The 23040-nt window shown below is 74.0% G+C and carries 25 protein-coding genes; 13 read left to right on the top strand and 12 right to left on the bottom strand.

Annotation, left to right across the window (positions count from 1 at the left end; all coding sequences use genetic code 11):
- Position 1: 1 nt before the first annotated feature.
- Together ACWDBB_RS15675 and ACWDBB_RS15670 are read right to left on the bottom strand one after the other, a co-directional pair.
- Positions 2–874, bottom strand: coding sequence for a transglutaminase family protein (locus ACWDBB_RS15675; protein ID WP_449790101.1), 873 nt, complete (start codon positions 872–874; stop codon positions 2–4).
- A gap of 85 nt (positions 875–959) precedes the next feature.
- Complete coding sequence (locus tag ACWDBB_RS15670; protein ID WP_449790076.1) at positions 960–1973, bottom strand: GNAT family N-acetyltransferase; 1014 nt, start codon at positions 1971–1973, stop codon at positions 960–962.
- A 130-nt stretch (positions 1974–2103) separates the two neighbouring features.
- On the opposite strand from ACWDBB_RS15670, the gene fdxA reads away from it, so the two are divergent.
- Positions 2104–2430: a ferredoxin gene (gene fdxA, locus ACWDBB_RS15665; RefSeq protein ID WP_030061559.1), complete on the top strand. Its 327-nt coding sequence runs from the start codon at positions 2104–2106 to the stop codon at positions 2428–2430.
- 20 nt (positions 2431–2450) lie between these two features.
- Complete coding sequence (gene dapC, locus ACWDBB_RS15660) at positions 2451–3599, top strand: succinyldiaminopimelate transaminase (RefSeq protein WP_449790075.1); 1149 nt, start codon at positions 2451–2453, stop codon at positions 3597–3599.
- A 105-nt stretch (positions 3600–3704) separates the two neighbouring features.
- On the opposite strand, the gene ACWDBB_RS15655 is transcribed toward dapC, so the two are convergent.
- Positions 3705–4508, bottom strand: a complete 804-nt coding sequence (locus ACWDBB_RS15655; RefSeq protein WP_449790074.1) for a hypothetical protein — start codon at positions 4506–4508, stop codon at positions 3705–3707.
- Positions 4509–4811: 303 nt separating this feature from the next.
- Complete coding sequence (locus tag ACWDBB_RS15650; protein WP_449790100.1) at positions 4812–5801, bottom strand: hypothetical protein; 990 nt, start codon at positions 5799–5801, stop codon at positions 4812–4814.
- 257 nt (positions 5802–6058) lie between these two features.
- On the opposite strand from ACWDBB_RS15650, the gene dapE reads away from it, so the two are divergent.
- Complete coding sequence (gene dapE / locus ACWDBB_RS15645) at positions 6059–7135, top strand: succinyl-diaminopimelate desuccinylase (protein ID WP_449790073.1); 1077 nt, start codon at positions 6059–6061, stop codon at positions 7133–7135.
- A 111-nt stretch (positions 7136–7246) separates the two neighbouring features.
- The gene (locus tag ACWDBB_RS15640) at positions 7247–8056 is read left to right on the top strand and encodes an LOG family protein (RefSeq protein ID WP_402401571.1); all 810 of its coding nucleotides are present in this window, start codon (positions 7247–7249) and stop codon (positions 8054–8056) included.
- A 40-nt stretch (positions 8057–8096) separates the two neighbouring features.
- On the opposite strand, the gene folP is transcribed toward ACWDBB_RS15640, so the two are convergent.
- Positions 8097–8909: a dihydropteroate synthase gene (folP, locus tag ACWDBB_RS15635; protein ID WP_449790099.1), complete on the bottom strand. Its 813-nt coding sequence runs from the start codon at positions 8907–8909 to the stop codon at positions 8097–8099.
- Positions 8910–9089: 180 nt separating this feature from the next.
- Here folP and ACWDBB_RS15630 point away from each other — a divergent pair, with 180 nt between their 5' ends.
- Together ACWDBB_RS15630 and ACWDBB_RS15625 are read left to right on the top strand one after the other, a co-directional pair.
- Complete coding sequence (locus tag ACWDBB_RS15630) at positions 9090–9530, top strand: DivIVA domain-containing protein (protein ID WP_449790072.1); 441 nt, start codon at positions 9090–9092, stop codon at positions 9528–9530.
- The gene (locus ACWDBB_RS15625; protein WP_449790071.1) at positions 9527–10114 is read left to right on the top strand and encodes a DNA-3-methyladenine glycosylase I; all 588 of its coding nucleotides are present in this window, start codon (positions 9527–9529) and stop codon (positions 10112–10114) included. Before ACWDBB_RS15630 ends, ACWDBB_RS15625 begins: the two co-directional genes overlap by 4 nt.
- A 57-nt stretch (positions 10115–10171) precedes the next feature.
- On the opposite strand, the gene ACWDBB_RS15620 is transcribed toward ACWDBB_RS15625, so the two are convergent.
- Positions 10172–10972, bottom strand: coding sequence for an enoyl-CoA hydratase-related protein (locus ACWDBB_RS15620; protein WP_449790070.1), 801 nt, complete (start codon positions 10970–10972; stop codon positions 10172–10174).
- A gap of 297 nt (positions 10973–11269) precedes the next feature.
- On the opposite strand from ACWDBB_RS15620, the gene ACWDBB_RS15615 reads away from it, so the two are divergent.
- Positions 11270–11437: a DUF3117 domain-containing protein gene (locus tag ACWDBB_RS15615; RefSeq protein ID WP_380552276.1), complete on the top strand. Its 168-nt coding sequence runs from the start codon at positions 11270–11272 to the stop codon at positions 11435–11437.
- 135 nt (positions 11438–11572) lie between these two features.
- On the opposite strand, the gene ACWDBB_RS15610 is transcribed toward ACWDBB_RS15615, so the two are convergent.
- Positions 11573–12205: an O-methyltransferase gene (locus ACWDBB_RS15610; RefSeq protein WP_449790098.1), complete on the bottom strand. Its 633-nt coding sequence runs from the start codon at positions 12203–12205 to the stop codon at positions 11573–11575.
- Between the two features lie 288 nt (positions 12206–12493).
- On the opposite strand from ACWDBB_RS15610, the gene sigE reads away from it, so the two are divergent.
- The 4 genes from sigE (at position 12494) to ACWDBB_RS15590 (ending at position 15705) form a co-directional block, all read left to right on the top strand.
- Positions 12494–13231 (top strand): RNA polymerase sigma factor SigE, encoded by a 738-nt coding sequence (sigE, locus tag ACWDBB_RS15605; RefSeq protein ID WP_449790097.1) that lies wholly within the window; start codon positions 12494–12496, stop codon positions 13229–13231.
- A 122-nt stretch (positions 13232–13353) separates the two neighbouring features.
- A complete protein-coding gene (locus ACWDBB_RS15600; RefSeq protein WP_449790069.1) occupies positions 13354–14235 on the top strand; it encodes a zf-HC2 domain-containing protein in 882 nt (293 codons plus the stop codon).
- 146 nt (positions 14236–14381) lie between these two features.
- Positions 14382–14816, top strand: a complete 435-nt coding sequence (locus tag ACWDBB_RS15595; protein WP_449790068.1) for a sec-independent translocase — start codon at positions 14382–14384, stop codon at positions 14814–14816.
- A 220-nt stretch (positions 14817–15036) separates the two neighbouring features.
- Positions 15037–15705 carry a hypothetical protein gene (locus ACWDBB_RS15590; RefSeq protein ID WP_449790067.1) on the top strand — a complete coding sequence of 223 codons (669 nt, stop codon included), beginning with the start codon at positions 15037–15039 and terminating at the stop codon, positions 15703–15705.
- A gap of 76 nt (positions 15706–15781) precedes the next feature.
- Here the strand turns inward: ACWDBB_RS15590 and ACWDBB_RS15585 are convergent, their stop codons facing one another.
- From ACWDBB_RS15585 to ACWDBB_RS15570, 4 genes are all read right to left on the bottom strand, one after another.
- On the bottom strand, positions 15782–16942 hold the full coding sequence (locus ACWDBB_RS15585; protein ID WP_449790066.1) for an Mrp/NBP35 family ATP-binding protein: 1161 nt from the start codon (positions 16940–16942) through the stop codon (positions 15782–15784).
- A 56-nt stretch (positions 16943–16998) separates the two neighbouring features.
- On the bottom strand, positions 16999–17547 hold the full coding sequence (locus ACWDBB_RS15580) for a DUF1003 domain-containing protein (RefSeq protein ID WP_449790096.1): 549 nt from the start codon (positions 17545–17547) through the stop codon (positions 16999–17001).
- Positions 17548–17632: 85 nt separating this feature from the next.
- Entirely contained in the window at positions 17633–18931 is a 1299-nt protein-coding gene (locus ACWDBB_RS15575) for a magnesium transporter MgtE N-terminal domain-containing protein (RefSeq protein WP_449790065.1), read from the bottom strand.
- Between the two features lie 128 nt (positions 18932–19059).
- Positions 19060–19599, bottom strand: a complete 540-nt coding sequence (locus ACWDBB_RS15570) for a hypothetical protein (RefSeq protein ID WP_449790064.1) — start codon at positions 19597–19599, stop codon at positions 19060–19062.
- Positions 19600–19706: 107 nt separating this feature from the next.
- Between ACWDBB_RS15570 and ACWDBB_RS15565 the strand changes: the two genes are divergently transcribed.
- Positions 19707–20687: a DMT family transporter gene (locus ACWDBB_RS15565; protein WP_449790063.1), complete on the top strand. Its 981-nt coding sequence runs from the start codon at positions 19707–19709 to the stop codon at positions 20685–20687.
- 3 nt (positions 20688–20690) lie between these two features.
- Here the strand turns inward: ACWDBB_RS15565 and corA are convergent, their stop codons facing one another.
- Positions 20691–21812, bottom strand: a complete 1122-nt coding sequence (gene corA, locus ACWDBB_RS15560) for a magnesium/cobalt transporter CorA (RefSeq protein ID WP_392873509.1) — start codon at positions 21810–21812, stop codon at positions 20691–20693.
- Positions 21813–22285: 473 nt separating this feature from the next.
- Here corA and ACWDBB_RS15555 point away from each other — a divergent pair, with 473 nt between their 5' ends.
- Positions 22286–22927 carry a suppressor of fused domain protein gene (locus ACWDBB_RS15555; RefSeq protein WP_449790062.1) on the top strand — a complete coding sequence of 214 codons (642 nt, stop codon included), beginning with the start codon at positions 22286–22288 and terminating at the stop codon, positions 22925–22927.
- Positions 22928–23040: the final 113 nt, after the last annotated feature.

Raw genomic sequence — 23040 nt, 5'->3', positions numbered from 1 at the left:
GTCAGTTGAGCCGGTGCCGGGCCGCCCTGGCCTCCTGCCGGACCTTGGCGGCGGTGTCCGGGTCGAAGGCGTCCAGGATCTGCGCGTAGGCGTCCATCTCCGCCGAGCCGCCGAGGAAGTCCCCGGTGCGGACGAGGAGTTCGGCCCGTTCCAGGCGCAGCTGGGCCGGGTGCCGGGGCAGCAGCAGGGCGAGTTCGGTGGCCCAGAGCTGGGTGCGGGCGTGCTCGGGGCGGTCGGCGGCCCAGAGCCGGATGTTGCCGAGCACCCGCAGCACGATCTCCAGCGGCTGGGCCGGGGTGAGCAGGGCGGGGGTGAACTCCTGCCCGGCGGCGGCGACCAACTGCTCGACGTCCTCCGGGTCGAGCAGCCGCCCGCCGTGGAACGGGTCGGCCAGGACGTAGTCCTCGCCGCCCGCCGGGCCGCCGACCGCGACGATGAAGTGGCCGGGCAGCGCGATGCCGTGGACGGTCAGCCCGGCCCGCCGTCCGACCGCCATCCACACCAGGGAGAGCATGATCGGCAGCCCGCGCCGCCGCCGCAGCACCTCGGGCAGCAGCGAGGACTCCAGCCGCCGGTAGTCCGACTGCCGCCCGTGGAAGCGCTCCCGCCCGCCGAGCACCGCGGCGAGCAGGGCGGCGGTCTCCTCCGGTCCGGTGGGCGCCCGCTCGGCGACCGCCGTCCGGACCTCCGCCGCGTGCCGCTCCAGCGCGGCCTCGCAGGCGGCGAGCAGCGCGTCCACGCCGGGCGGTTCGCCGGGGTCGCCGGGGTCGGGCACCATGCCGTGCTCGGCGGCGGCGAGCACGCACAGCAGCACCGGGTCGGGCTGCTCGGCGCGGGCGGCGGTCCGGAAGCGGTCTCTGCTCTGCTCGGTCACGGTGACGGCGACGGCTTTCGTACGGCGGACGGACAAGGCGACAGTCGGACAAGCGGGTGATCGGACGGACGGTACGGCCTGGCGGCTACCCCTGGGGGAGGAGCGCGTAGTGGTAAGTGTGACTGGTCGTGAAGCCGAGTCCGTCATAGAGCGCGATCGCCCCCGCGTTCTCCGCCTCGACCTGGAGGTAGGCGCCGCTCGCCCCCTCCTCGGCCGCGCGCGAGGCGAGCACCGCCATGACCGCCGTCGCCAGCCCGGCCCGCCGGGCGTACGGCTGGACCTCGATCGCGCCGAAGCAGGCCCAGGCCCCGTCGATGACGCAGCGCCCGATCGCCAGCGGCGGCTGCCCGGGGGCGCCCGGCACGGTCGCGAACCAGACCGACGGCCCGCCGTTCAGCACCTTTCGGGCCGCCTCCTCCACCGCCGGGTCGTCGCCGACCCGCCGGTACACCGACAGCCACCCGTCGTCCGCCGTGCGGGCCAGCCGCACCCTCTCGTGCCCGGCGCCGCCCCGGGCCAGCCCGGCCAGCGGCGCGGTGCGGACCAGGGTGGGCGCGTACCCGGCCCCGAGCCGGTCGAGCTCGGCGACCAGCGTCGGAGGCGAGCCGGGGGAGAGCACCTCGACGTACGGGGGCAGCCCGCGCGCCGCGTACCAGTCGCGGACGGCAGCCAGCGCCTGAGGCAGCGGCAGACCCGGCTCCCCGAGGGCCTGGACGGAGTTGGCCCGCCGGGTGAACCCGGCCGAGGCGCGCAGCGTCCACTCGCCGAGCGACTCCTGTTCGACGGCCGGCCAGCCGCGCCCCGCGATCCGCTGCAGTTCGACCGGCCCGGTGACCGGCAAGGGGGCGCGCCGGGCCGGAAACGGCGGCACGACCTTGCCTGCGACCAGCAGCTTCTCCGGCAAGAACACCGGATCGCCGGTGCGCGGGACGACCGTCAGCCCATGATCGTCCCACGATGTGAGCACGCCGATCGAATCACGGAACACCGGACGGTCGTCCACGAACTCCGCAAGCCTGCGGACGGACACGCGTCGTCCCACGTCAGAGCGGTCTATCCGGACCTCCGGACGGTCGCCGACCGGGTTGACCGTCGCCATCTGGCCACCTCCTGTGCATTTGCGGTCTCCGACCCGCGATACTAGGGGCGGGCATCGACGACGCCGCGCTCACCGCGCACGGCAGCAGAACAGAACGGGCCACCAGGCCCTTCCGAGGAGGAACGACAGCGTGACCTACGTCATCGCGCAGCCTTGTGTCGACGTGAAGGACAAGGCGTGCATCGAAGAATGCCCGGTTGACTGCATCTACGAGGGCGAGCGATCGCTCTACATCCACCCGGATGAGTGTGTCGACTGTGGCGCTTGCGAGCCGGTCTGCCCGGTCGAGGCGATCTTCTACGAGGACGACACCCCGGAGGAGTGGAAGGACTACTACAAGGCGAACGTCGAGTTCTTCGACGACCTGGGCTCGCCCGGCGGCGCCTCCAAGCTCGGCCTGATCGAGCGTGACCACCCGTTCATCGCCGCTCTGCCGCCGCAGAACGCCGACCACTGACGATCGGTGGCACAACAGCTGTGAGCACCAACAGCACGCACGCGCCGTTCCCGGGCCACCCGGGGGCGGCGCGCCGCGTTTCGGACAAGCTGCCGGTCTTCCCCTGGGACAAGCTGGAGCCGTACAAGGCGACCGCGCTGGCCCACCCCGGCGGCCTCTGTGACTTCTCCGTCGGCACCCCGGTGGACCCGGTCCCCGAGGTGGTCCAGAAGGCGCTGGCCGCGCACACCGACACCCCCGGCTACCCGACCGTCTGGGGCCCGCTGGAGCTGCGCGAGGCGGTCGCCGGCTGGCTGCACCGCCGCGTGGGCGCGCGGATCGGCCCGCAGGCCGTGCTGCCGACCGTCGGCTCCAAGGAGCTGGTGGCCTGGCTGCCGACCCAGCTCGGCCTCGGCCCCGGCGACCAGGTCGCCTACCCGCGCCTGGCCTACCCGACCTACGAGGTGGGTGCCCGGCTGTGCGGCGCCGAGCCGGTCGAGTACGACTCGGTGGACGAGCTGGACGGTTCCCGGGTGCGCCTGCTCTGGGTGAACTCGCCGTCCAACCCGACCGGCCGGGTGCTGGGCGCGGACGAGCTGCGCCGCGCCGTCGAGTGGGCCCGGGAGCACCGGGCGCTGCTGGTCAGCGACGAGTGCTACCTGGAGCTGGGCTGGGAGGCCGACCCGGTGTCGGTCCTGCACCCGGACGTCTGCGGCGACGACCACGAGGGCCTGCTGGCCGTCCACTCGCTCTCCAAGCGCTCCAACCTGGCCGGCTACCGCGCCTCCTTCGTGGCGGGTGACCCGGTGGTGGTCGGGGAGCTGCTGGAGGTGCGCAAGCACGGCGGCATGATCGTGCCGGCGCCCGTCCAGGCGGCGACCGTCGCCGCGCTCGCGGACGACGCGCACGTGGCCGAGCAGCGCGAGCGGTACGCGGCCCGGCGCTCGGCGCTGCGGGCGGCGCTGGAGGCGTACGGCTTCCGGATCGAGCACTCCGAGGCCAGCCTCTACCTGTGGGCGACCCAGGACCGCCCGTGCTGGGAGACGGTGGCCGAACTGGCCGGGCTGGGCATCCTGGTGGCGCCCGGCGACTTCTACGGGCCGGCCGGCGACCGCTTCGTGCGGGTCGCGTTCACGGCGACCGACGAGCGGGTCGCGGCGGCCGTGGAGCGGCTGGGCGCGGCGCGCTGACCGCAGCCGGGGAGCGCACCCCGGGACCGTACGGCGAAGGGGGCCGGTGTCACGGACACCGGCCCCCTTCGGGGTCCTCCCCGGAGGAACGGGGTGCGGACCGGACTACAGCGGCAGGCTGCCGAGGCCGCCGCCGTTGAGGCTGCCCAGCAGGCCGCCGAGCGGGCCGAGCGCACCGGTCAGACCGGACAGCGGGCTGTTCTTGCCGAGGTCGGCACCGCCGAGGCGGTTGGCCGAGCCGTGCTCGGCCAGGCCCAGCACGTCGGTGGCGGGCAGCTCGGCCGGCAGGGCCCGCTCGACCGAACCGAGCGGCAGCGCGCGCTGCACCGCGCCCACCGGCAGCGCGTCGGCGACGGCGGTGCCGCCGGGGACGGCGCCGGTGAGCGTCTCGGCGCCGGGCACGGCCTGGGTGACCGAGCCGGCCTGGGGCAGGCCGCCGAGCGGGCCGGTGCCGGCGGTGGCGCCGCGGGTCTCCGCGCTCTTGCCGGTGACGGCCTCGCCGAGCTTGCCGGCCAGGGCCGAGGCGACCTTCGGGGTGACGGTGGAGAGCTGGCCGGCGGTCGCGGCGGTCTGGTCGACCGGCGCGGTCAGCGAGCCGGCCTTCTCGTTGGCCTCGGGCAGCTGCTGGGCGACGATGTTGCCGGCGGCGTCGGCGGAGGCCGGTACGCCCGCGGCGACGGTGGCCGCCCCGGTGGTGCCGGCGGCCTGGCCGAGCTGGTGGGTGGTGTGCTGGAGCGTCGAGCCGGCGTCGGAATTGGTCAGCTGGCCCAGCGGTGCCGCGAGGTCGCTCTTGGGCAGCAGGGCGTCCCCGCCCAGAGCGGACGCGGAGCCGGCCGCGAGCAGCGGGGTCGCTCCGGCGGCCACGACGAGCGCGGCCTGGGCGATCCGGCGCGTGAGGGGGTGAGACATGGGGCTCCTCGAAGGGGTCTGGGTCCGTCCCGTCCGCCCTGGGAGCCGGGCGTTGCCGACCGGGCGGACGACGTTGTTACCGCTTGAGAAGCCAGAAGGTTTCGGCCGGTGCAAGGAAGAGCCCTGGCCGACCATCGGATCGTACGACTGTGGCAGGGCCGCTTGCCGGGCCCGGTCGACGCCGCCGAACCGGCCCCGGACAAGGGGAGTGACGGTTCTTCACCCCGGTTCGCCGGAACGGGCGGTCGGTCCACCGGGGTTGACCGGAATCACTCGTCCGGCGGCAACCCGAACACCAGTGCGTCAGCTCTTCGTGGGCGGGGCCAGGGTGACCTGGACGAGCTTGGTCGAGGTGCCCGAGGTCTGGGTCTGCCAGCCGTCCTCGGACTTGGACTTGCGCCAGATCTTCCCGTCGTAGGCGACCGTCGCGATGCCCAGCTGCTGGGCCTGGGCGACCGCCCAGTGGGCGACCTCCCAGCCGCTCGCCCGCTCGGCGCTCACCCCGCCGTCCGCCCCCGCGTCCGGTCCCGAGGTCAGCGCGGTGGTGGCCGGGTCCGGGGTCAGCGCGAGGGCGTTCTCGGCGCCCTTGATGGTCGAGGTGTAGCCGGTCGCCGGGGTCACCGTGCGGCCGAACTCCCGGCGCACCCGGTCGGACAGCACCTGGGCCCGGTCCGGCGCCGTGGCCGGGGTCGCGGTGGCGCCCGGGGTGGTCCCCGCGGTGGGGGAGTCGGAGTCCGCCGGATCCGGCTTGGCGTAGTCGTGCACCACGCAGGAGAACGAGGCGGGCTCGCGGCCGGCCAGCGCCGAGGTGAGCAGGGTCGCCTTCGTCTCGTGCTTGGCGTAGGCCTGCGGGTAGCCGCTCTTCTGCACCGTCTGGGCGGCGTCGGTCAGCGGCATCCGGGTGTAGCCGGGGACCTTGACCAGCCCGTCCAGGAACTTGTTGGTCGCGTACACCGGGTCGCCGATCTGCGCCGGGGTGCCCCAGCCCATCGACGGCCGCTGCTGGAAGAGGCCGATCGAGTCCCGGTCGCCGCCCGCGAGGTTGCGCAGCTTGGACTCCTGCATCGCCGTCGCCAGCGAGATCGTGGTGGCCCGGTCCGGCAGCCCGCGCGAGCGCGCCACCGCGGCGATCGTCGCGGCGTTGGCGGCCTGCGGCAGCTCCAGCGTGCCGTTGCCGGCCGCGGTCTTCACCGTGCACTCCTCCGACACACCCGGCTTGAAGCCGAACCACCAGATCCCGACCACGGCCAGTCCGGCGACCAGGGCCAGGCCGAGCAGCCCGACGATCACCATCAGCAGGGCGCGCAGCGGCCCGCGGCGGCGAGTGGGCTCCTCTTCGTCGCCCAGCTGCTCGCTGCTCCTTCTCCTGGCCACCGTCGCCCCTCTCGCGCCTGCTCCTTGATCCGACACCGTACCCACTCGGACGGATGTACGGCGCCCCCCGGTTGCCGTCGCCCGCCCACTCGCCACCGAGTCCGAACCGCGTCACGCGGCGGCCGCACCGGGCGGACCGGGCCGGGCGGACCGGGCCGCGGACTAGGCTGACGCCCATGAGCAGCCCGAATCCGACGCCCCTGGACCTCACTCTCGACGGCGGGACGCTGACCGCCCGGCTCGTCGACTTCCCCTCGGTGAGCGGCGACGAGCAGGCGCTCGCCGACGCCGTGGAGGCCGCGCTGCGCGGCTACCCGCACCTCACCGTGGACCGCCACGGCAACAACGTGGTCGCCCGCACCGACCTGGGCCGCGCCGAGCGCGTCGTCCTGGCCGGCCACCTGGACACCGTGCCGATCGCCGACAACCTCCCCTCGTACGTCGAGGGCGACCTGCTCTACGGCTGCGGCACCTCGGACATGAAGTCCGGCGTGGCCGTCCAGCTGCGCCTCGCCGCCACGCTGCCCGAACCCAACCGGGACCTCACCTTCGTCTTCTACGACTGCGAGGAGGTGGAGGCCCACCGCAACGGCCTGGGCCACCTCGCCAAGGACCACCCGGAGTGGCTGGCGGGCGACTTCGCGGTGCTGATGGAGCCCAGCGGCGCCATGGTCGAGGGCGGCTGCCAGGGCACCCTGCGGGCGCAGGTGCGGCTCACCGGCGTGCGCGCCCACGCGGCCCGCAGCTGGCTCGGCGACAACGCCGTCCACCACGCCGCCGAGGTGCTCACCCGGCTCGAGCGGTACCAGCCGCGCCGGGTGGAGATCGACGGCCTGGAGTACCGCGAGGGCCTGAACGCGGTCCGGATCGACGGCGGCGTGGCCGGCAACGTGATCCCGGACGAGTGCGTCGTGACCGTCAACTTCCGCTACGCGCCGGACCGCAGCGAGGCCGACGCGGAGAAGCACGTGCGCGAGGTCTTCGACGGCTTCGAGCTGACCGTCACCGACTTCGCCCCGGGTGCCCTGCCCGGACTCTCCCAGCCGGCCGCCCAGGCCTTCCTGGCGGCCACCGGCGGCCAGGCCCGGGCCAAGTTCGGCTGGACCGACGTCGCCCGGTTCAGCGCGCTCGGCGTCCCCGCGGTCAACTACGGCCCCGGCGACCCGAACCTGGCGCACAAGCGCGAGGAGCACTGCTCGCTGAGCGCCATCGCCGAGGTCGAGGAGCGGCTGCGCGCCTGGCTGACCAGCTGAGCCGCGCGCCGCGCCGACCGTCGGGACGGCGGCCGAACGCCACCTTCCGGATGCCCAACCGACCTTCCCCCGTTGCCTGAAAACGGGGGAAGGCGGGCGTAGGGTTCCGTCATGACAGGCACAGGAGACGAGAAGCACTACGGTCACGGCCCCGAGCAGGTCGGGGTGCCGCGGAAGAAGAAGGCCTGGCCCGAGAAGCAGAAGGGCCCGGTGCTGGTGCGCCGGGACCAGGTCGGAACGAGCACCACGGACCAGCGCCTGCTGGACACCACCGGTCCCACCGACTGGCTGCACACCGACCCTTGGCGGGTGCTGCGGATCACCTCCGAGTTCGTCGAGGGCTTCGGCGCCCTCGCCGAACTCCCGCCCGCGATCAGCGTCTTCGGCTCCGCCCGGACCCCGGCCGACTCGCCCGAGTACCAGGCGGGCGTGGCCATCGGCCGGGCCCTCGCCGAGGCCGGCTACGCGGTGATCACCGGCGGCGGCCCGGGCGCGATGGAGGCCGCCAACCGCGGCGCCTCCGAGGCCGGCGGCCTCAGCGTCGGGCTCGGCATCGAGCTGCCCTTCGAGCAGGGCCTCAACGAGTTCGTCGACCTCGGACTGAACTTCCGCTACTTCTTCGTCCGCAAGACGATGTTCGTGAAGTACGCCCAGGGGTTCGTGGTCCTGCCCGGCGGCCTCGGCACGCTGGACGAGCTGTTCGAGGCGCTCACCCTGGTGCAGACGAAGAAGGTCACCCGCTTCCCGGTGATCCTCTACGGCAGCGCCTACTGGGGCGGCCTCTACGAGTGGCTGAAGAACACCCTGGTCGAGCAGGGCAAGGCGGCCCCGCACGACCTGGAGCTGTTCCACATCACCGACGAGATCGACGAGGTCATGAAGATCCTCGCCGACGCCCGCCGGCCCGCCGGCGAGATCTAGGAGCCCCGGACGGGTCCTCGGCGGGCCCGGGCCGAGGCGCTCACGCCAGCCCCCGGCGGGCGACCGCCGGGGGGCGGGTGCCCCGGATCGAGGCGACCATGTCCAGCACCTGGCGGGTCTCCGCGACCTGGTGCGCCCGGTAGACCCGCGCGCCCAGCCAGGCCGAGACCGCGGTGGTGGCCAGGGTGCCGAGCAGCCGCTCGTTCACCGGCCGGTCCAGGGTCTCGCCGACGAAGTCCTTGTTGGAGAGCGAGACCAGCACCGGGAAGCCGGTCGCGGTCATCTCCGGCAGCCGCCGGGTGGCCTCCAGCGAGTGCCGGGTGTTCTTGCCGAAGTCGTGCCCCGGGTCGATGATCAGCGCGTCCCGCCGCACGCCCAATTCCACCGCGCGTTCGGCCAGTCCCACCGTCACCCGCAGGATGTCCGCCATCACGTCCTCGTACCCGATCCGGTGCGGCCGGGTGCGGGGCTCGGCGCCGCCCGCGTGGGTGCAGACCAGCCCGACGTCGTACCGGGCGGCCACCTCGGCGAGCTCCGGATCCACCCCGCCCCAGGCGTCGTTCAGCAGGTCCGCGCCCACCTCGCAGACCGCCTCGCCGACCTCGTGCCGCCAGGTGTCCACGCTGATCACCGCCTCGGGGTGGCGCTTGCGCAGCTCGGCCACGAAGGGCACGGTGCGCCGCAGTTCCTCCTCGACCGTGACCTCGTCGCCCGGCCCGGCCTTCACCCCGCCGATGTCCAGGATCGCCGCGCCCTCGGCCATCGCCCGGTCCGCGGCGGCGAAGGCGGCCTCGTCGGCGAAGGTCGCACCCTTGTCGAAGAACGAGTCCGGCGTCCGGTTGACGATCGCCATGATCACCAGCTCGTCGTCACCGAATTCCCGCGGTCCCAGGCGCAGTGCCACCGATGTCTCCTCCACAGCTCCTGCGGGTGCGATGATGGCCCCCGGCCTCACTAAGGGACCATGCTGTCATGATCAGTGTGGTTACCTGCGCCACATAGCGGACCGGCCGGGAGTTCGGGAGGACAGCTCGTGTTCTGGGTGATCGTGGTCGCCATGGCCGTGGTGGTCGGCGGTGCCGCCCTGGTGGCGCTCGGCGGGGGAGGCTCGATGCCGGAGGCGGCACCGGACCGCATCTCCGCGCGGCTGCCGCAGGACCGCCCGCTGGGCAAGGCGGACGTGGACGAGCTGCGCCTGCCGATGGCCCTGCGCGGCTACCGGATGGACGAGGTGGACGACGTCCTGGACCGCCTCGGCGCCGAACTCGCCTACCGCGACGCGCGGATCGCCGAACTGGAGGCCGCCGCCCACCTGCGCGGCGCGGTCGAGGCGGGCGGCGCCCCCGACCCGGCGGCCGAACCGCTGCCCGGCCTGGAGGAGTTCGCCAAGGTGGTCGAGCCGGCCGTGGCGCTCGCCAAGCGGCCGGCCGGGGAGCGGACCCCCGAGGACGCCGAGCCTGGGGCGGACAAGTGACGGACGACGGAGCGGTGCTCGGCGCGGACAGCCTGCGCCGCTGCGGCTGGGGCGACTCCACCGACGACTACCGGCTCTACCACGACACCGAGTGGGGCCGACCGGTGCACGGCGACGACGCGCTGTTCGAGCGGGTCTGCCTGGAGGCCTTCCAGTCCGGGCTGTCCTGGCTGACCATCCTGCGCCGCCGCGAGGGCTTCCGGGCCGCGTTCGCGGGTTTCGAGATCGCCAAGGTCGCCGAGTTCGGCGAGGCGGACAAGGAGCGCCTGCTCGCCGACACCGGCATCATCCGCAACCGGGCCAAGATCGAGGCGGCGGTCGCCAACGCGCGGGTCGCCCGCGACCTGGAGGGCGGACTGGACGCGCTGATCTGGCAGTTCGCCGGGGACCCGGACCGGCCGGCCCCCCGCACGACGGGCGAGGTGCCGGCCGTCACGCCGGAGTCGACGGCGCTGGCGAAGGCGCTGAAGAAGGCGGGCTTCCGCTTCGTCGGCCCGACCACCGCCTACGCCCTGATGCAGGCCTGCGGCCTGGTCGACGACCACCTGGCGGACTGCCACGTCCGCACCGCGGCCGTCCGCTGACGGGCCCGAGGGCCGGCCCCTCCGATCGGACGGGCCGGCCCGTGGCGGCCGATGTCCCTAGCGGCCCAGGTACTTCGGCTTCTCCTTGGCGATGAAGGCGCGCACCGCGATCCGGTGGTCCTCGCTCTCGCCCGCCATCGTCTGCAACTCGTCCTCCTTGTCGAGGAGTTCGTCCAGCGAGTGGGAGGCGCCGTACGCCAGCGACTCCTTGATGGCGCCGTAGGCGACGGTCGGCCCCTCGGCCAGCTCGTGGGCGAAGGCCCGTGCGGTGGCGGCGAGTTCGTCGGCCGGTACCACCCTGGTGGCCAGGCCCAGCTCCATCGCCTCGGCGGCCTTGACCGTCCGGGGGAGCATCAGCAGCTCGGTGGCCTTGGCGTGCCCGACCAGTCGCGGCAGCGTCCAGGAGGCGCCCGAGTCGGCGGTCAGCGCGATCCCGGCGAAGGCGGTGTTGAAGCCGGCCCGGTCGGACAGGACGCGGAAGTCGCAGGCGAAGGCGAGCGAGGCGCCGGCCCCCGCCGCCACCCCGCCGACCGCGGCGACGGTCGGCTTGCGCATCCCGGCCAGCGCCCGCACCAGCGGGTTGTAGTGCTCGGCGACGGTCCGCAGCGCGCCCTCGCCGGTCTCCTCGGCCCGCTTCAGCAGCGTCAGGTGCTCGTTGAGGTCCTGCCCGACGCAGAACGCCCGCTCGCCCGCCCCGGTCAGCAGCACGGCCCGCACCGCCGGGTCGGCGCCCGCGGCGGCCACGGCGTCGCGCAGCGCGATCTTGGTGGCGACGTCGAGCGCGTTCATCGCCTCCGGGCGGTTGATGGTGATGACGGCCAGGCCGCCGTCCAGCTCGTACAGCACGGAATCGGACATGGGTGAGGGCTCCCGGGGTCGTGGCGGTGTCAGTCGTGTGTGTCAGGATGCCGGAGCACGCGGGGGGCTGGGGAGTGTGAGGTATCGCACCTTCCCGCAGTGTCCGCACCGCCGCCACGCCGGGGCTTATGACGTGAATTGCGGTGGTTGGGGGCGGTCCGGCCGTGGTTGCACCGAGAGTGATGTTGGTCATCAGCCCGTGGCATGCGGGATAATGGCTTCCGATCAATGCGTTCGATACCGGCGGTGGACGGACTGCCGGTGCGTAGCTGAGCGGTTGCAGGAAGGGGAACGAGCATGGCGGCCATGAAGCCGCGGACGGGTGACGGCCCGCTCGAAGTCACCAAAGAGGGGCGGGGCATCATCATGCGCGTTCCGCTCGAAGGCGGCGGACGCCTTGTGGTGGAGCTCACGCCTGACGAGGCCGAGGCCCTCGGCGAGGCCCTGAAGAAGGCCTGCGGCTGACCGCAGCAGGTGCTCGCCATCTCCTGGAGATGTGCTGCCGGGCCCGGGTACGACGTCATGTCGGCCCGGGTCCGCGCGTTTTCCGGGCCCGGGCCGCGGGGCCTGCGCCCCGCGGCGCCCCGAGGGGCGCCGGGCTCAGCGCTTGATCGCGCAGAGCAGCCCGTCCGACACCGGCAGCAGCGCCGGGAGCAGGTCCTCGCTCTCCCGCACGTCCCGGACCAGGTCCCGGACGGCGCCGGTCTGCGGGTCCTGGAGCTCCGGCTCGGCTAGCCGGCCCTCCTGGAAGACCCCCTCGAAGCAGACCATCCCGCCCGGCCGCAGCAGCCGCAGCGCCTCGCGCAGGTACTCGCAGGACTCCGCCGGGTCGCCGTCGCAGAACACCAGGTCGTACTGCCCGTCGGCGAGCCGGGGCAGCACCTCCAGCGCCCGGCCCGGTATGAACCGGGAGCGGTTGGCCGCGAACCCGGCCGCCTGGTACGCCTCACGGGCCAGCTGCTGGCGCACCGGCTCCGAGTCGACCGTGGTGAGCACGCCGTCCGGCCGCATCCCGCGCAGCAGGTAGACCCCGGACACCCCGGTGCCGGTGCCGATCTCGGCCACCGCCTTGGCGTCCAGCGCGGCCGCCAGCAGCCGCAGGCAGGCCCCGCCGCTCGGTCCGATCGCCCGTATCCCGGTCCGCGCGGACTGCGCCCGGGCGTAGGTCAGCACGGCGTCCTCGCCCACGTAGGTGTCGGCGAGGGCCGCGCGCGCGGGCCCGAACTCGCTGATGGCTGCCTCTTTCGGAGCCCCGGGCGGCGGCCCGGTGCCGAGGGATGTCGATATTTCCTGGCACAGATTACTGGCCGACCGGGAACCGCGTACGGCGGCGGGCCGTTGTCATGTCGGACCGGGTGCGCAAGACCTCCCGGGCACTTTTATCCGGGCTTGACGGGTGAGGTGGATATGGTGGTGGCCCTGCTGGGCAGAAGAGCCGACCGAGGAGGTGTGGCCGAGGGCGACGTCCCTGTGCGGCGGCACTTCCGCGGCACCGCGTCGGCCCGTACGCCGAAGCCCGTGATGAACCAGCCTGCGCACTCCGACCTGGACCAGCCCGTGGCCGCGACGCCGGCCGCCGGTGCCACCGAGGCCCCCGCTCTCGCGACCTTCTCCGAGGGTCCCGACGCGCAGACCTGGACTCCGCCCACGTGGGAGGAGATCGTCGAGGCGCACAGCGCCCGGGTCTACCGGCTGGCCTACCGTCTGACGGGCAACCAGCACGACGCCGAGGACCTCACCCAGGAGGTCTTCGTCCGGGTGTTCCGTTCGCTGTCCACCTACACCCCCGGCACGTTCGAGGGCTGGCTGCACCGGATCACCACCAACCTCTTCCTGGACATGGTCCGCCGCCGCCAGCGCATCCGCTTCGACGCGCTCGGCGAGGACGCGGCCGAGCGGCTCGCCTCCCGCGAGCCCAGCCCGGCCCAGCACTTCAGCGACACCCACTTCGACGCCGACGTGCAGCACGCCCTGGACACGCTCGCGCCGGAGTTCCGCGCCGCCGTGGTGCTCTGCGACATCGAGGGCCTGTCCTACGAGGAGATCGCCGCCACGCTGGGCGTCAAGCTCGGCACCGTCCGCAGCCGCATCCACCGCGGCCGCTCGCACCTGCGCGCCGCGCTCAAGCACCGCGCCCCCGGCTCGGCCCCCGGCCGTGAGCGCCGCGGCGGCTCGGAGGAGCCGGTGCCGGTGGCCGTCGGGGTGGGGGCGGTCGAGGCCGCGGTCGCGCCCGGTGGGCGCGGACGGAGGCGATCGTGAGCGGAACCAGCCGGTCCGGTTCGGACCGGTCGGACGCATCCGACCGGCCTCCGAACCGACGGGGCTGGGCGCTGCCGGGCCGTCGCGGAGGCGACGAACCCGGTGAGCCCGTGCTGCCCGGGGTGGCACTGCCCGCGGACACGGCGCTGCACGCGCTCCCCGTCCGTCCCGCCGCACCCGCCGCCGAGGAGCACCACCTCGGCGAGCGCCTCTCCGCCTTCCTGGACGGCGAACTCGGCCACGACTCGCGCGACCGCGTCCAGGCCCATCTGGCGACCTGCCCCCAGTGCCTCGCGGAGGCCGACGAGGGCCGCGCCGTCAAGCACATGCTGGCCCGCTCCGGCCCGCCCGGCCCGTCCTCCGCGCTGATGGCCCGCCTGATGGCCGTCGGCAACCTCCCCGAGGACGCCCCGGCGGACGGCGACTGGCGCTCCGGCCGGCGCGGGCGCCGCGAGGACGACGACGACCTGCCCGGTGGCGGGGTCGCGGCCACCGGCACGCTCGGCGGCAGCCGGCTCGACGGCGGCTCCTTCGGCCGCGGCGCCGGGGCCTCCTTCGGCGCGGGCGCGCTCGGCGCCGACTCCCCGCTGCCCGGGGTCGACCCGCGGGCCTTCGGCCGCGGCACGGTGCTGCGGCCGCTGATGGGCCGGCGCTCCGCCCGCCCCGAGGCCGCCGCCGCCCCGGCCCGTCCGCAGCCCGCCGCGCCCGCCGCCGTCCGGTCCCCCGCGCGGGGCCGACGGCTGGTGTTCGCCGCCGCGGGAGCCTTCTCCGTCGCCGCGGTGACGCTCGGCGGCGTCGGCGGGCTCAGCACGCAGGGCGAGGAGCGCCACGGAACCACCGTCAGCCCGCCCGGCAGCGGCCGCGGCGGCCTCGTCCCGACGACCGCGCAGGTCCCGGTGGACTTCGCCGGCCGCCCGGTCGCCGCGACCCGCGACGCGACCCCGCCGGGCTCCCCGGAGCGCTACCCCGGGGGCTTCGCCGCACTGCGCCAGCAGATCCGCTAGAACGGCCCCGAAGGACACCGGCGCTCCGGCCCGGACGCCTCGGCCACCGGCAGGTCTTTACCACGGCTTCATCACAGCGTGGGCCAAGGACTCGCCGGTGGCCATTACCCTGTAGGAACCGTCGTCCGACGAGTTAGGGAGCAAAGGTGTTCAGCGACGTCAGTGGGCTGGAGGTCCTGACCCTGGTCGTGATGGCGATCATCATCTTCGGCCCGGACAAGCTCCCCAAGCTGATCCAGGACACCATGGGCTTCATCCGGAAGATCCGGTCCTTCGCCGACAACGCGAAGGAGGACATCCGCAGTGAGCTGGGCCCCGAGTTCAAGGACTTCGAGTTCGAGGACCTGAACCCCAAGACCTTCGTGCGCAAGCAGCTCATGGGCGACCAGGACGATCCGCTGGGCCTGAAGGACATGAAGGACACCCTGGACATCCGGTCCGTCCTGGACGACAAGCCCGCGGCGCCGGTCAACGGCCGCAGCGGCAGCGTCAGCTTCGAGAAGTCCGCCTCGGCGCCCGCCTCCACCGGAGCCCCGCTGGCGCCCGGCGAGCGGCCCCCGTTCGACCCCGACGCCACCTGACCGGTACGCGTCCGGCGCCCCGGCGCCGCGCCACCGCCCCGCCCGGCCACCCGGCTGAGCGGGGCGGTGGCGTGTGCGCCGCTATTGTGCTGATTGTTCCGCTGAGCCGTCCGTCACACCGCGCCCCGTCGCGGTCCGGGAACGGCCCCGCGGAACGCCGCGGTACGCCACCATGGGAGCGCGCCACGGCAGGCAAACGTGTGTTTGAGGAGGCCCGGGGATGGACGCGACGAGTCAGGCGGGAGGGGCGACGGCCACGGCCGGCGGCCCGGTGGTCGGCGGACAGGCCGGCCCGGCGGACCCGCTGGTGCCCTACCTGTCCGCCGACTTCCCCTGGTACGGGCTGGACGAGGGCTGGACCGGCCGCCGTTTCCTGGTGCAGGCCGGCGCCGGCCCCCGCGCCGCGGGCAGCGTCGACTACGGCTCGCTCGGCCACGGCGAGGAGCCGGCCAGGCAGTACGAGCCGCGCGACGTACGGAAGTTCGCCGTCGTGGTCACGGTGGCCCGCCGGGACAGCCGCCGCAGCGCCGACAACACGGGCACCCTGGAAGCGACCTCCGCCGCCTCCGCCGCCTGGCTGGCCGGCTCCGGCCTGCTCGCCGCGACCTGGCCCGGGCAGCTGGACCGGGCGCTGCGCCAGGACTGGCTGGACCAGCAGAGCAGCCTCGCCTGGGACCTCGCCGACGACCTGGCCGGCCCCGGCTGGTCCACCCTCAGCCTGCCGGTCAACGGCCTGCCGCAGCCCTTCCGCTACCGCGAGTCCGAGTACGGCTGGGTGCTGGCCGGCGAGGCCCCCGGCGTCATGCTGGGCGCCTACGGCCGGGGCGTCAGCGCCTACGGCATCGGCTTCTCCACCGTCCCGGACCTGACGGCCTACACCCGCCCGTAGGGCCCTCGGCGGTACAACGGCCGTACGACGGAGGGCCGGGGGGTGCCGCTCACCCGGCCCTCCGTCAGTCACGGCCTCAGAACTTGTTCTTGGGCGTCAGGCCCAGCGACATCCCGGACAGTCCGCGCTGGCGGCCGCCGAGCTTGCCGGCCACCGCGCGCAGGGCGGCGCCGGCCGGGGAGTCGGGCGCGGCGAGCACGACCGGGCGGCCGTCGTCGCCGCCCTCGCGCAGCCGCACGTCGATCGGGATCGAGCCGAGCACCGGGACGGTCGCGCCGACGGTGCGGGTGAGCGCGTCCGCGACGGTCTGGCCGCCGCCGGTGCCGAAGACGTCGATCATCTCGTCGCAGTGCGGGCACGGCATGCCGGACATGTTCTCGATCACGCCGACGATCTTCTGGTGGGTCTGCACCGCGATGGTGCCGGCCCGCTCGGCCACTTCGGCGGCGGCCATCTGCGGGGTGGTGACGATCAGGATCTCCGCGTTGGGGACCAGCTGGGCCACCGAGATCGCGATGTCGCCGGTGCCGGGCGGCAGGTCCAGCAGCAGCACGTCCAGGTCGCCCCAGTACACGTCGGCGAGGAACTGCTGGAGCGCGCGGTGCAGCATCGGGCCGCGCCAGACCACCGGGGCGTTGCCCGGGGTGAACATGCCGATCGAGATGACCTTCACGCCGTTCGCCTGCGGCGGCATGATCATGTCCTGGACCTGGGTCGGCCGGCCGTCGACGCCCAGCATGCGCGGCACGCTGTGGCCGTAGATGTCGGCGTCCACCACGGCGACCTTCAGGCCGTCGGCGGCCATCGCGGCCGCCAGGTTGACGGTCACCGAGGACTTGCCGACGCCGCCCTTGCCGGAGGCGACGGCGTAGACCCGGGTCAGGGTGCCAGGCTTGGCGAACGGGATCTCCCGCTCGGGGGCGCCGCCGCGCAGCAGCTGGGACAGCTCCTTGCGCTGCTCGTCGCTCATCACGTCGAGCTCGACCTCGACGCCGGTCACGCCGGGCACCTTCCCGACCGCCTCGCGCACCCGGGTGACGATGGTGTCGCGCATCGGGCAGCCGGAGACCGTCAGGTAGACCGCGACGCGCACCGCGCCGTCCTCGGCGATCCCGACCGATTTCACCATGCCGATCTCGGTGATCGGGCGGTTGATCTCCGGGTCGTTGACGGTCGCCAGCGCCTGGCGTACGGACTCCTCCGTGACGCCGGCCGCGACCTCTGTCTCGTTGGCCATGCCTTGATGGTACGGCGCCCGGCGAAGTCGTTGACCCGTCGGTAGCGTGCCGAGGGTCACAGCGGTTCGGGGGCCTCCCGGCGCTCGTCGATCTCCTTGAGCAGGGACTGGAGTTCGGACCGGATGAAGTCCCGGGTGGCGACCTCGCCGAGCCCGTGTCGCAGGGCCGCGACCTCGCGGGTCAGGTACTCGGTGTCGGCGATGTTGCGGTCGCTGCGTGCCCGGTCCTGCTCCATGTTGACCCGGTCCCGGTTGTCCTGGCGGTTCTGCGCCAGCAGGATCAGCGGGGCCGCGTACGAAGCCTGCAGGGACAGCGCCAGGGTCAGGAAGATGAACGGGTACTCGTCGAAGCGCACGCTCGTCGGCAGGAGGGTGTTCCACGCTATCCAGACGACGACCACCACCGTCATCCAGACGATGAACCGCCCGGTGCCGAGGAAGCGGGCGATCCGCTCGGACAGGACGCCGAACGCCTCCGGATCGTAGGAGGGCAGCGTGATCAGGCCGGGGCGCGCGGTGCGCGGCTGGTCGAGCCGGGCGCGGCCGGTGCCGGTGATCGGCGCGGTGTCGGCGCGCCGGTCCCGGCCGCCCTCGCGGGTGCGCAGCTCGCGCAGCTCGCGCAGCTGCCGCAGCCGGCGCAGTTCGCCCTGGAGGCGCCGGCGCGCGGGGTCGTCCGTCCGGCCGTTGCGGTCACCGTCCACCGGTCATCCCTTCCCTGTCGTCCTGGTGGGTGTCGTCGCCGGGGTGCGCCGCGGCGTCGCGCCAGTCCTCCGGCAGCAGGTGGTCGAGCACGTCGTCGACGGTCACCGCCCCGAGCAGGTGGTCGGCCTCGTCCACGACCGGCGCGGCGACCAGGTTGTAGGTCGCCAGGTAGCTGGTGATCAGCGACAGCGGGGTGTCCGGCGGCAGCGGGTCCAGGTCGTCGTCCAGCAGCGAGCCGACCAGGACGTACGGGGGCTCGCGCAGCAGCCGCTGGAAGTGCACGGTGCCCAGGTAGCGGCCGGTCGGGGTCTCGTTCGGCGGACGGCAGACGAAGACCTGCGCGGCCAGGGCGGGCTTGTGGTCGCTGACCCGGACCCTCGCCAGCGCCTCGGCGACCGTGTCGTCCGGCTCCAGCACGATCGGCTCGGTGGTCATCAGACCACCGGCGGTGTCCTCCTCGTACGTCAGCAGGCGGCGCACCGGCGCGGCCTCGTCCGGCTCCATCAGCTGGAGCAGCCGCTCGGCCTCCTCACCGGGCAGCTCGGAGAGCAGGTCGGCGGCGTCGTCCGGGTCCATCGCCTCCAGGACGTCGGCGGCGCGCTCCTCCTGGAGCTTGCCGATGATCTCGACCTGGTCGTCCTCGGGCAGCTCCTCCAGGACGTCGGCCAGCCGCTCGTCGTCGAGGGCGGCGGCCACCTCGGCGCGGCGCTTGGCGGACAGGTGGTGCAGCACGCTGGCGAGGTCGGCGGGGCGCAGCTGCTCGAAGGTGGCGAGCAGGTTGGCCGCGCCCTGGTCCTGCTCGGGCAGCGAGAAGCCGGTGACGTCCTGCCAGTCCAGGGTGAGCCGCTCGCCCTTGCCCTTGCGCAGCCGGCCGGCCCGGCCGACCTGCACGAAGACCTTGCTGATCTCCCACTCGCGCAGCCGGGTCTGCACCATGCCGACGTCCAACACGGTGACGTCCTCGCCGGTCTTGGACCAGGTGACGGTGCGGTCCAGCAGCTCGGCGAGTACCAGGGTCTCGGACGGGCGCTGCTCGAAGCGGCGCAGGTTGATCACACCGGTGGTGAGCACCTGGCCGGACTCCAGGCTGGTCACCCGGGTCATCGGCAGGAAGATCCGGCGCCGGCCGACCACCTCGACCACCAGGCCGAGCACGCGCGGCGGGCGGCCGCCGAGCCGCAGCGACACGACCACGTCCCGGACCCGGCCGACCTGGTCGCCGTTCGGGTCGAAGACCGCGATGGCGGACAGATGGGAGATGAAGACCCGGGTGCCTGGCCCTGCCATGGACTCCCTCGACTCGCTCGACGCCGTACCGGGGGCGCCGGGGGCGCACCCGCGGCCAAGGCTACCCGCGTGTTCCGGGCCCGGCCGGGAGGCACGGTAGCCGTCGGACGAGTCCTGGGCGTGAAGCTTTAACGGCGCTTGAACAGCAGTTTGGGCAGGCCGGCCGGGATCGGGCGGCGGGTGGTGGCCGGGGTGGGCAGCGGCTGCGCGACGTGTGAGCCGTCCGGCATCGCCCCGGGACGCTCGGTGAGCGGGCCGACCGGCTCCAACCGCAGCACCCGGCACTCGCGGGCCCAGCGGGCGGCGATGGCGTCGGTGTCGGGCGCGTTCAGCCGCTTGCCCTTGAGCTCCTCGACGGCGCCCAGCCAGGCCTCGCTGTCCGGGGCCGGCTCGACGACCCGGGCGCTCCAGCCGGTCAGCCGGCCGCCCTTGTCCTTGCTGCGGACGGTCACCACGGCACCGGCGCCGGGCTCCAGGCCGTGCAGCGGCTGCTCGCCGCCCCCGCCGACCACCACGACCGCGCCGTCGTGCCAGGCGTGCCACAGCGGCCGGGCGTGCTCCTGCCCCTCCGCGCGCACCCAGAGCAGGCCCGACTTCTTCGCGGCCTCCTCCAGCAGGGCCTGGTCGAGGAAGTCGTCGGCGGTCGCGGCGGCGGGCGTACGGTCCATGGCGGACAGCGTACGGCCAGTGGGCCCGTCCCGTGGCGCGGCCGGGAGGCCCCGGACGTCTCAGCCCCCGGGCGACAGTTCCATTGCGTCGCCACGGGCCTTACCGTATGACGGCCCCACCCCCGCGACCAGCAAGGAGCGCCGTGCCCGCCGCCCGGCCCGCGACCGCCGCCGCCACCACTCCGACCGCCGCCCCCGCGACCGCCGACCCGGGCCCGGCACACCCGCTCCCCACCCTCGACCTGCTGCTGCTCGCCGTCTCGATCGGCGGCATCTCGCTGTCCGGCCCGCTGATCAGCGCCACCGCCGCGCCCGCGCTGGCGATCGCCCTGTGGCGCAACGTCATGTCAGTCGGCGTCCTCGGCCCGTACGCGCTGCTGCGCCACCGCGCCGAGCTGCGCGGGATCGGCTGGCGGGCGCTGCTGCTCGCGGTGGCCGCCGGGGCGCTGCTCGCCGTGCACTTCGCGCTCTGGATGCCCAGCCTGCGGATGACCTCGGTGGCCTCGGCCACCGCCCTGGTCACCACCACCCCGCTGTGGACCATCCTGCTGATGCGGCTGATGGGCGTCCGGGCGCCGCGGCTGGTCTGGCTCGGCACCGTCGTCGCCTTCGCCGGGGTGCTGGTGCTGACCGGTGTGGACCTCTCGCTCTCCCCGCGCGCGCTGCTGGGCGACGCGCTCGCGCTCGCCGCCGGCCTGGCCTCGGCCGGGTACATGCTGCTGGGCGCCGAGGTCCGCAGGACCGTCAGCACCACCGCGTACACCCTGGTCTGCTACGCCACCACGGCGGCGGTGCTGCTGGGGATCTGCCTGGTCGCCGGGACGCCGCTGGCCGGGTGGCCGGCCGGGGCCTGGTGGCAGATCGTGCTGCTGATGGTCACCGCCCAGCTGCTCGGCCACTCGCTGAGCAACCGCGTGGTGCGCAACCTCGGACCGTCGATCACCTCCACCGCGATCCTGCTGGAGACCCCGGGCGCGGCGCTGATCGCCGCCCTCTGGCTGGGCCAGTGGCCCCCGGCGGCTGCCTACCCGGCGGTGGTGCTGATCCTGCTCGGCCTCGTCCTGGTCGCTCGCGGCGGGCGCAGGTAGCTGTCAGAGCCAGCCGTTGCGGCGGAAGCCCCGGTACATCCCGAAGCAGATCAGCACGATCGCGCCGAGCACCGTCGGATAGCCGTACTTGTGGTGCAGCTCGGGCATGTACTCGAAGTTCATGCCGTAGACGCCGGTGATCATGGTGGGCACCGCGAAGATCGCCGCCCAGGCGGTGATCTTGCGCATGTCCTCGTTCTGCGCCACCGAGACCTGCGCCAGGTTCGCCTGCAGCAGCGAGTTCAGCAGCTCGTCGAAGCCGTGCACCTGCTCGGCGACCCGCGCCAGGTGGTCGGCGACGTCCCGGAAGTACTTCTGGATGTCCGGGTCCACCAGCCGCTGGAGCGGCTCCGACAACTGCTGCATCGGGCGCAGCAGCGGCACCACCGCGCGCTTGAACTCCAGTACCTCGCGCTTGAGTTGGTAGACCCGGCCGACGTCGGCGCTGCGCCCGCCCTTGGCCGAGAAGACGCCGTACTCGATCTCGTCCACGTCGTTCTGGAGCCGCTCGGCGACCAGCAGGTAGTTGTCCACGACGTGGTCGGCGATCGCGTGCAGCACCGCCGACGGGCCCTTTGCGAGCAGCCCCGCCTCGTCCGCGTCCGCCTCCAGCCGGTGGCGCAGCTCCTGCAGCGAGCCGTGGCCGCCGTGCCGGACGGTGATCACGAAGTCCCGGCCGGCGAAGACCATCAGCTCGCCCGTCTCCACCACCTCGCTGGTGGGCGTGAGCTGGTCGTGCTCCACGTAGCGGATGGTCTTGAAGACGGCGAACAACACGTCGTCGTAGCGCTCGACCTTCGGCCGCTGGTGCGCGTGCACCGCGTCCTCGACCGCGAGCGGGTGCAGGCCGAAGCGCTGGGCGATCCCCGCGAACTCGGCCTCGGTCGGCTCGTGCAGGCCGATCCAGCTGAACGAGCCCTCGCCCTCGGGGAGCAGGTGGGCGGCCCTGACCCGGTGGGCGGCCTCGCGCGGGCTGCACGTCTCGCCCCTGCGCTTGCCGTGCTGGTAGACCGCGCAGTCCACGACCGCCGAGGCGGCGTCCTCGGGCAGGACGCCGTAGACGCCGGCCGCGCCGCGGCGGCGGTTGGTGCGGACGGCGGCGCGCAGGCTGTTGATCATCGACATGACAGGCTCCCAGAGGCAGGAACCGTCGCGCGGCGGCGCGGAAGGAGAAACGTTCGGCCGCGGTACGACGGCGGAGAACACCGGTGAAACGGGGGATGAGAGTGCTCTCCCGGCCGGTCCGTCCGTCGTGGGGCCCGAGCCCGGGGCTACCGCGGCTGATTCAGCCGATTGGGCCTGCGGGGCGAGGGGTACGGGGAAGTCGGGGCCGGGCAGAGCTGCCGGTACTGCATGGTCGGCCGGTATCCACCGCAACCACCTCCTTCGCGCCGCCGCCCCGAGACGAAACGATCCCGGTGGCCAGTCGCTCACCCTAACATCTGACCGGGCGTCGCAGCCGAGGGGTTCCCGGAGGTTTCCCAAGGCTTTACGGGACCCTGGCGCGGCCCCGACCGGGCGGGCCTCCATGCCGCCCACGGGCCCCTGCGGCCCGCCCCCGCGCGGTCCGTGAACCCCCGGGGGTTACGCTCACCGGCATGGCGCACGACTTCCCGCTCTTCGGCGACCCCCACGGCGGCAACTCCCCGGAGCTCTCCCGGGAGGCGGTGCTGGCCGCCGTCGAGGCCCGGCTGATCTCCACCTTCGGCGAGCCGGGCGGCCGCGCCGCCGTCACCTTCCTCGGCGCCGACCGGATCGAGGTGCTGCGCTTCGGGCCGGACGCCGCGGGCCTGGTGCGGTACGCGACGCTCGGCATGTCCGCCGCGCCGATGGCCGACCCGACCGCGCCGGTCGCCGACCAACTGCGCGGCCCGCGCGCCGAACTGGTGCTGACCGTCCGCGGCGGGCAGGACAGCGTGCTGCGCACCCTGGCCACCTTCGCCGCCACCCCGCAGGTCGAGGGCCTGGTGGTGGCCCCGGGCGGCTCGCTGGACCTCGGGTCCCCGCTCTGGGACGGCGCGCCCTTCACCTCGGTGCTCGCGGCCGAACCGGGCGGCCTGGTCGAGGACCTGGAACTCGCCGAGCCGGCCGACCCGGTGCGCTTCCTGCCGCTGCTGCCGATGACGCCCAACGAGGCGGGCTGGAAGCGGGTGCACGGCGCGGCCGCGCTCCAGGAGCGCTGGCTCGACCAGGGCACCGACCTGCGCGACCCGCAGCGGCGCGGCGTCCGGCTGGACTGACCGTCCGGCTGACGCCCGGTCAGACGGGGCGTGCGCGCCGGTCCGTGCGCCCGCTACGCGCTTCGAAACGCCGGAACGCGGGACCAGGGGACTCATGCTCCCCTGGTCCCGCG

It is taken from the genome of Kitasatospora sp. NPDC001095 (genome assembly GCF_053598615.1).
Note: the sequence above shows the minus strand (reverse complement) of the source record. Positions and strands in the feature narration are given on the sequence as shown.

What these genes read in the sequence shown, in the direction of transcription:
- ACWDBB_RS15670 (WP_449790076.1), bottom strand. Translation starts at nt 1,973, where the DNA reads ATGGCGACGGTCAACCCGGTCGGCGACCGTCCGGAGGTCCGGATAGAC.
- ACWDBB_RS15655 (WP_449790074.1), bottom strand. Translation starts at nt 4,508, where the DNA reads ATGTCTCACCCCCTCACGCGCCGGATCGCCCAGGCCGCGCTCGTCGTG.
- ACWDBB_RS15650 (WP_449790100.1), bottom strand. Translation starts at nt 5,801, where the DNA reads ATGGTGATCGTCGGGCTGCTCGGCCTGGCCCTGGTCGCCGGACTGGCC.
- dapE (WP_449790073.1), top strand. Translation starts at nt 6,059, where the DNA reads ATGAGCAGCCCGAATCCGACGCCCCTGGACCTCACTCTCGACGGCGGG.
- ACWDBB_RS15640 (WP_402401571.1), top strand. Translation starts at nt 7,247, where the DNA reads ATGACAGGCACAGGAGACGAGAAGCACTACGGTCACGGCCCCGAGCAG.
- folP (WP_449790099.1), bottom strand. Translation starts at nt 8,909, where the DNA reads ATGGCGATCGTCAACCGGACGCCGGACTCGTTCTTCGACAAGGGTGCG.
- ACWDBB_RS15620 (WP_449790070.1), bottom strand. Translation starts at nt 10,972, where the DNA reads ATGTCCGATTCCGTGCTGTACGAGCTGGACGGCGGCCTGGCCGTCATC.
- ACWDBB_RS15615 (WP_380552276.1), top strand. Translation starts at nt 11,270, where the DNA reads ATGGCGGCCATGAAGCCGCGGACGGGTGACGGCCCGCTCGAAGTCACC.
- sigE (WP_449790097.1), top strand. Translation starts at nt 12,494, where the DNA reads ATGAACCAGCCTGCGCACTCCGACCTGGACCAGCCCGTGGCCGCGACG.
- ACWDBB_RS15590 (WP_449790067.1), top strand. Translation starts at nt 15,037, where the DNA reads ATGGACGCGACGAGTCAGGCGGGAGGGGCGACGGCCACGGCCGGCGGC.
- ACWDBB_RS15585 (WP_449790066.1), bottom strand. Translation starts at nt 16,942, where the DNA reads ATGGCCAACGAGACAGAGGTCGCGGCCGGCGTCACGGAGGAGTCCGTA.
- ACWDBB_RS15575 (WP_449790065.1), bottom strand. Translation starts at nt 18,931, where the DNA reads ATGGCAGGGCCAGGCACCCGGGTCTTCATCTCCCATCTGTCCGCCATC.
- ACWDBB_RS15570 (WP_449790064.1), bottom strand. Translation starts at nt 19,599, where the DNA reads ATGGACCGTACGCCCGCCGCCGCGACCGCCGACGACTTCCTCGACCAG.
- ACWDBB_RS15565 (WP_449790063.1), top strand. Translation starts at nt 19,707, where the DNA reads ATGACGGCCCCACCCCCGCGACCAGCAAGGAGCGCCGTGCCCGCCGCC.
- corA (WP_392873509.1), bottom strand. Translation starts at nt 21,812, where the DNA reads ATGTCGATGATCAACAGCCTGCGCGCCGCCGTCCGCACCAACCGCCGC.
- ACWDBB_RS15555 (WP_449790062.1), top strand. Translation starts at nt 22,286, where the DNA reads ATGGCGCACGACTTCCCGCTCTTCGGCGACCCCCACGGCGGCAACTCC.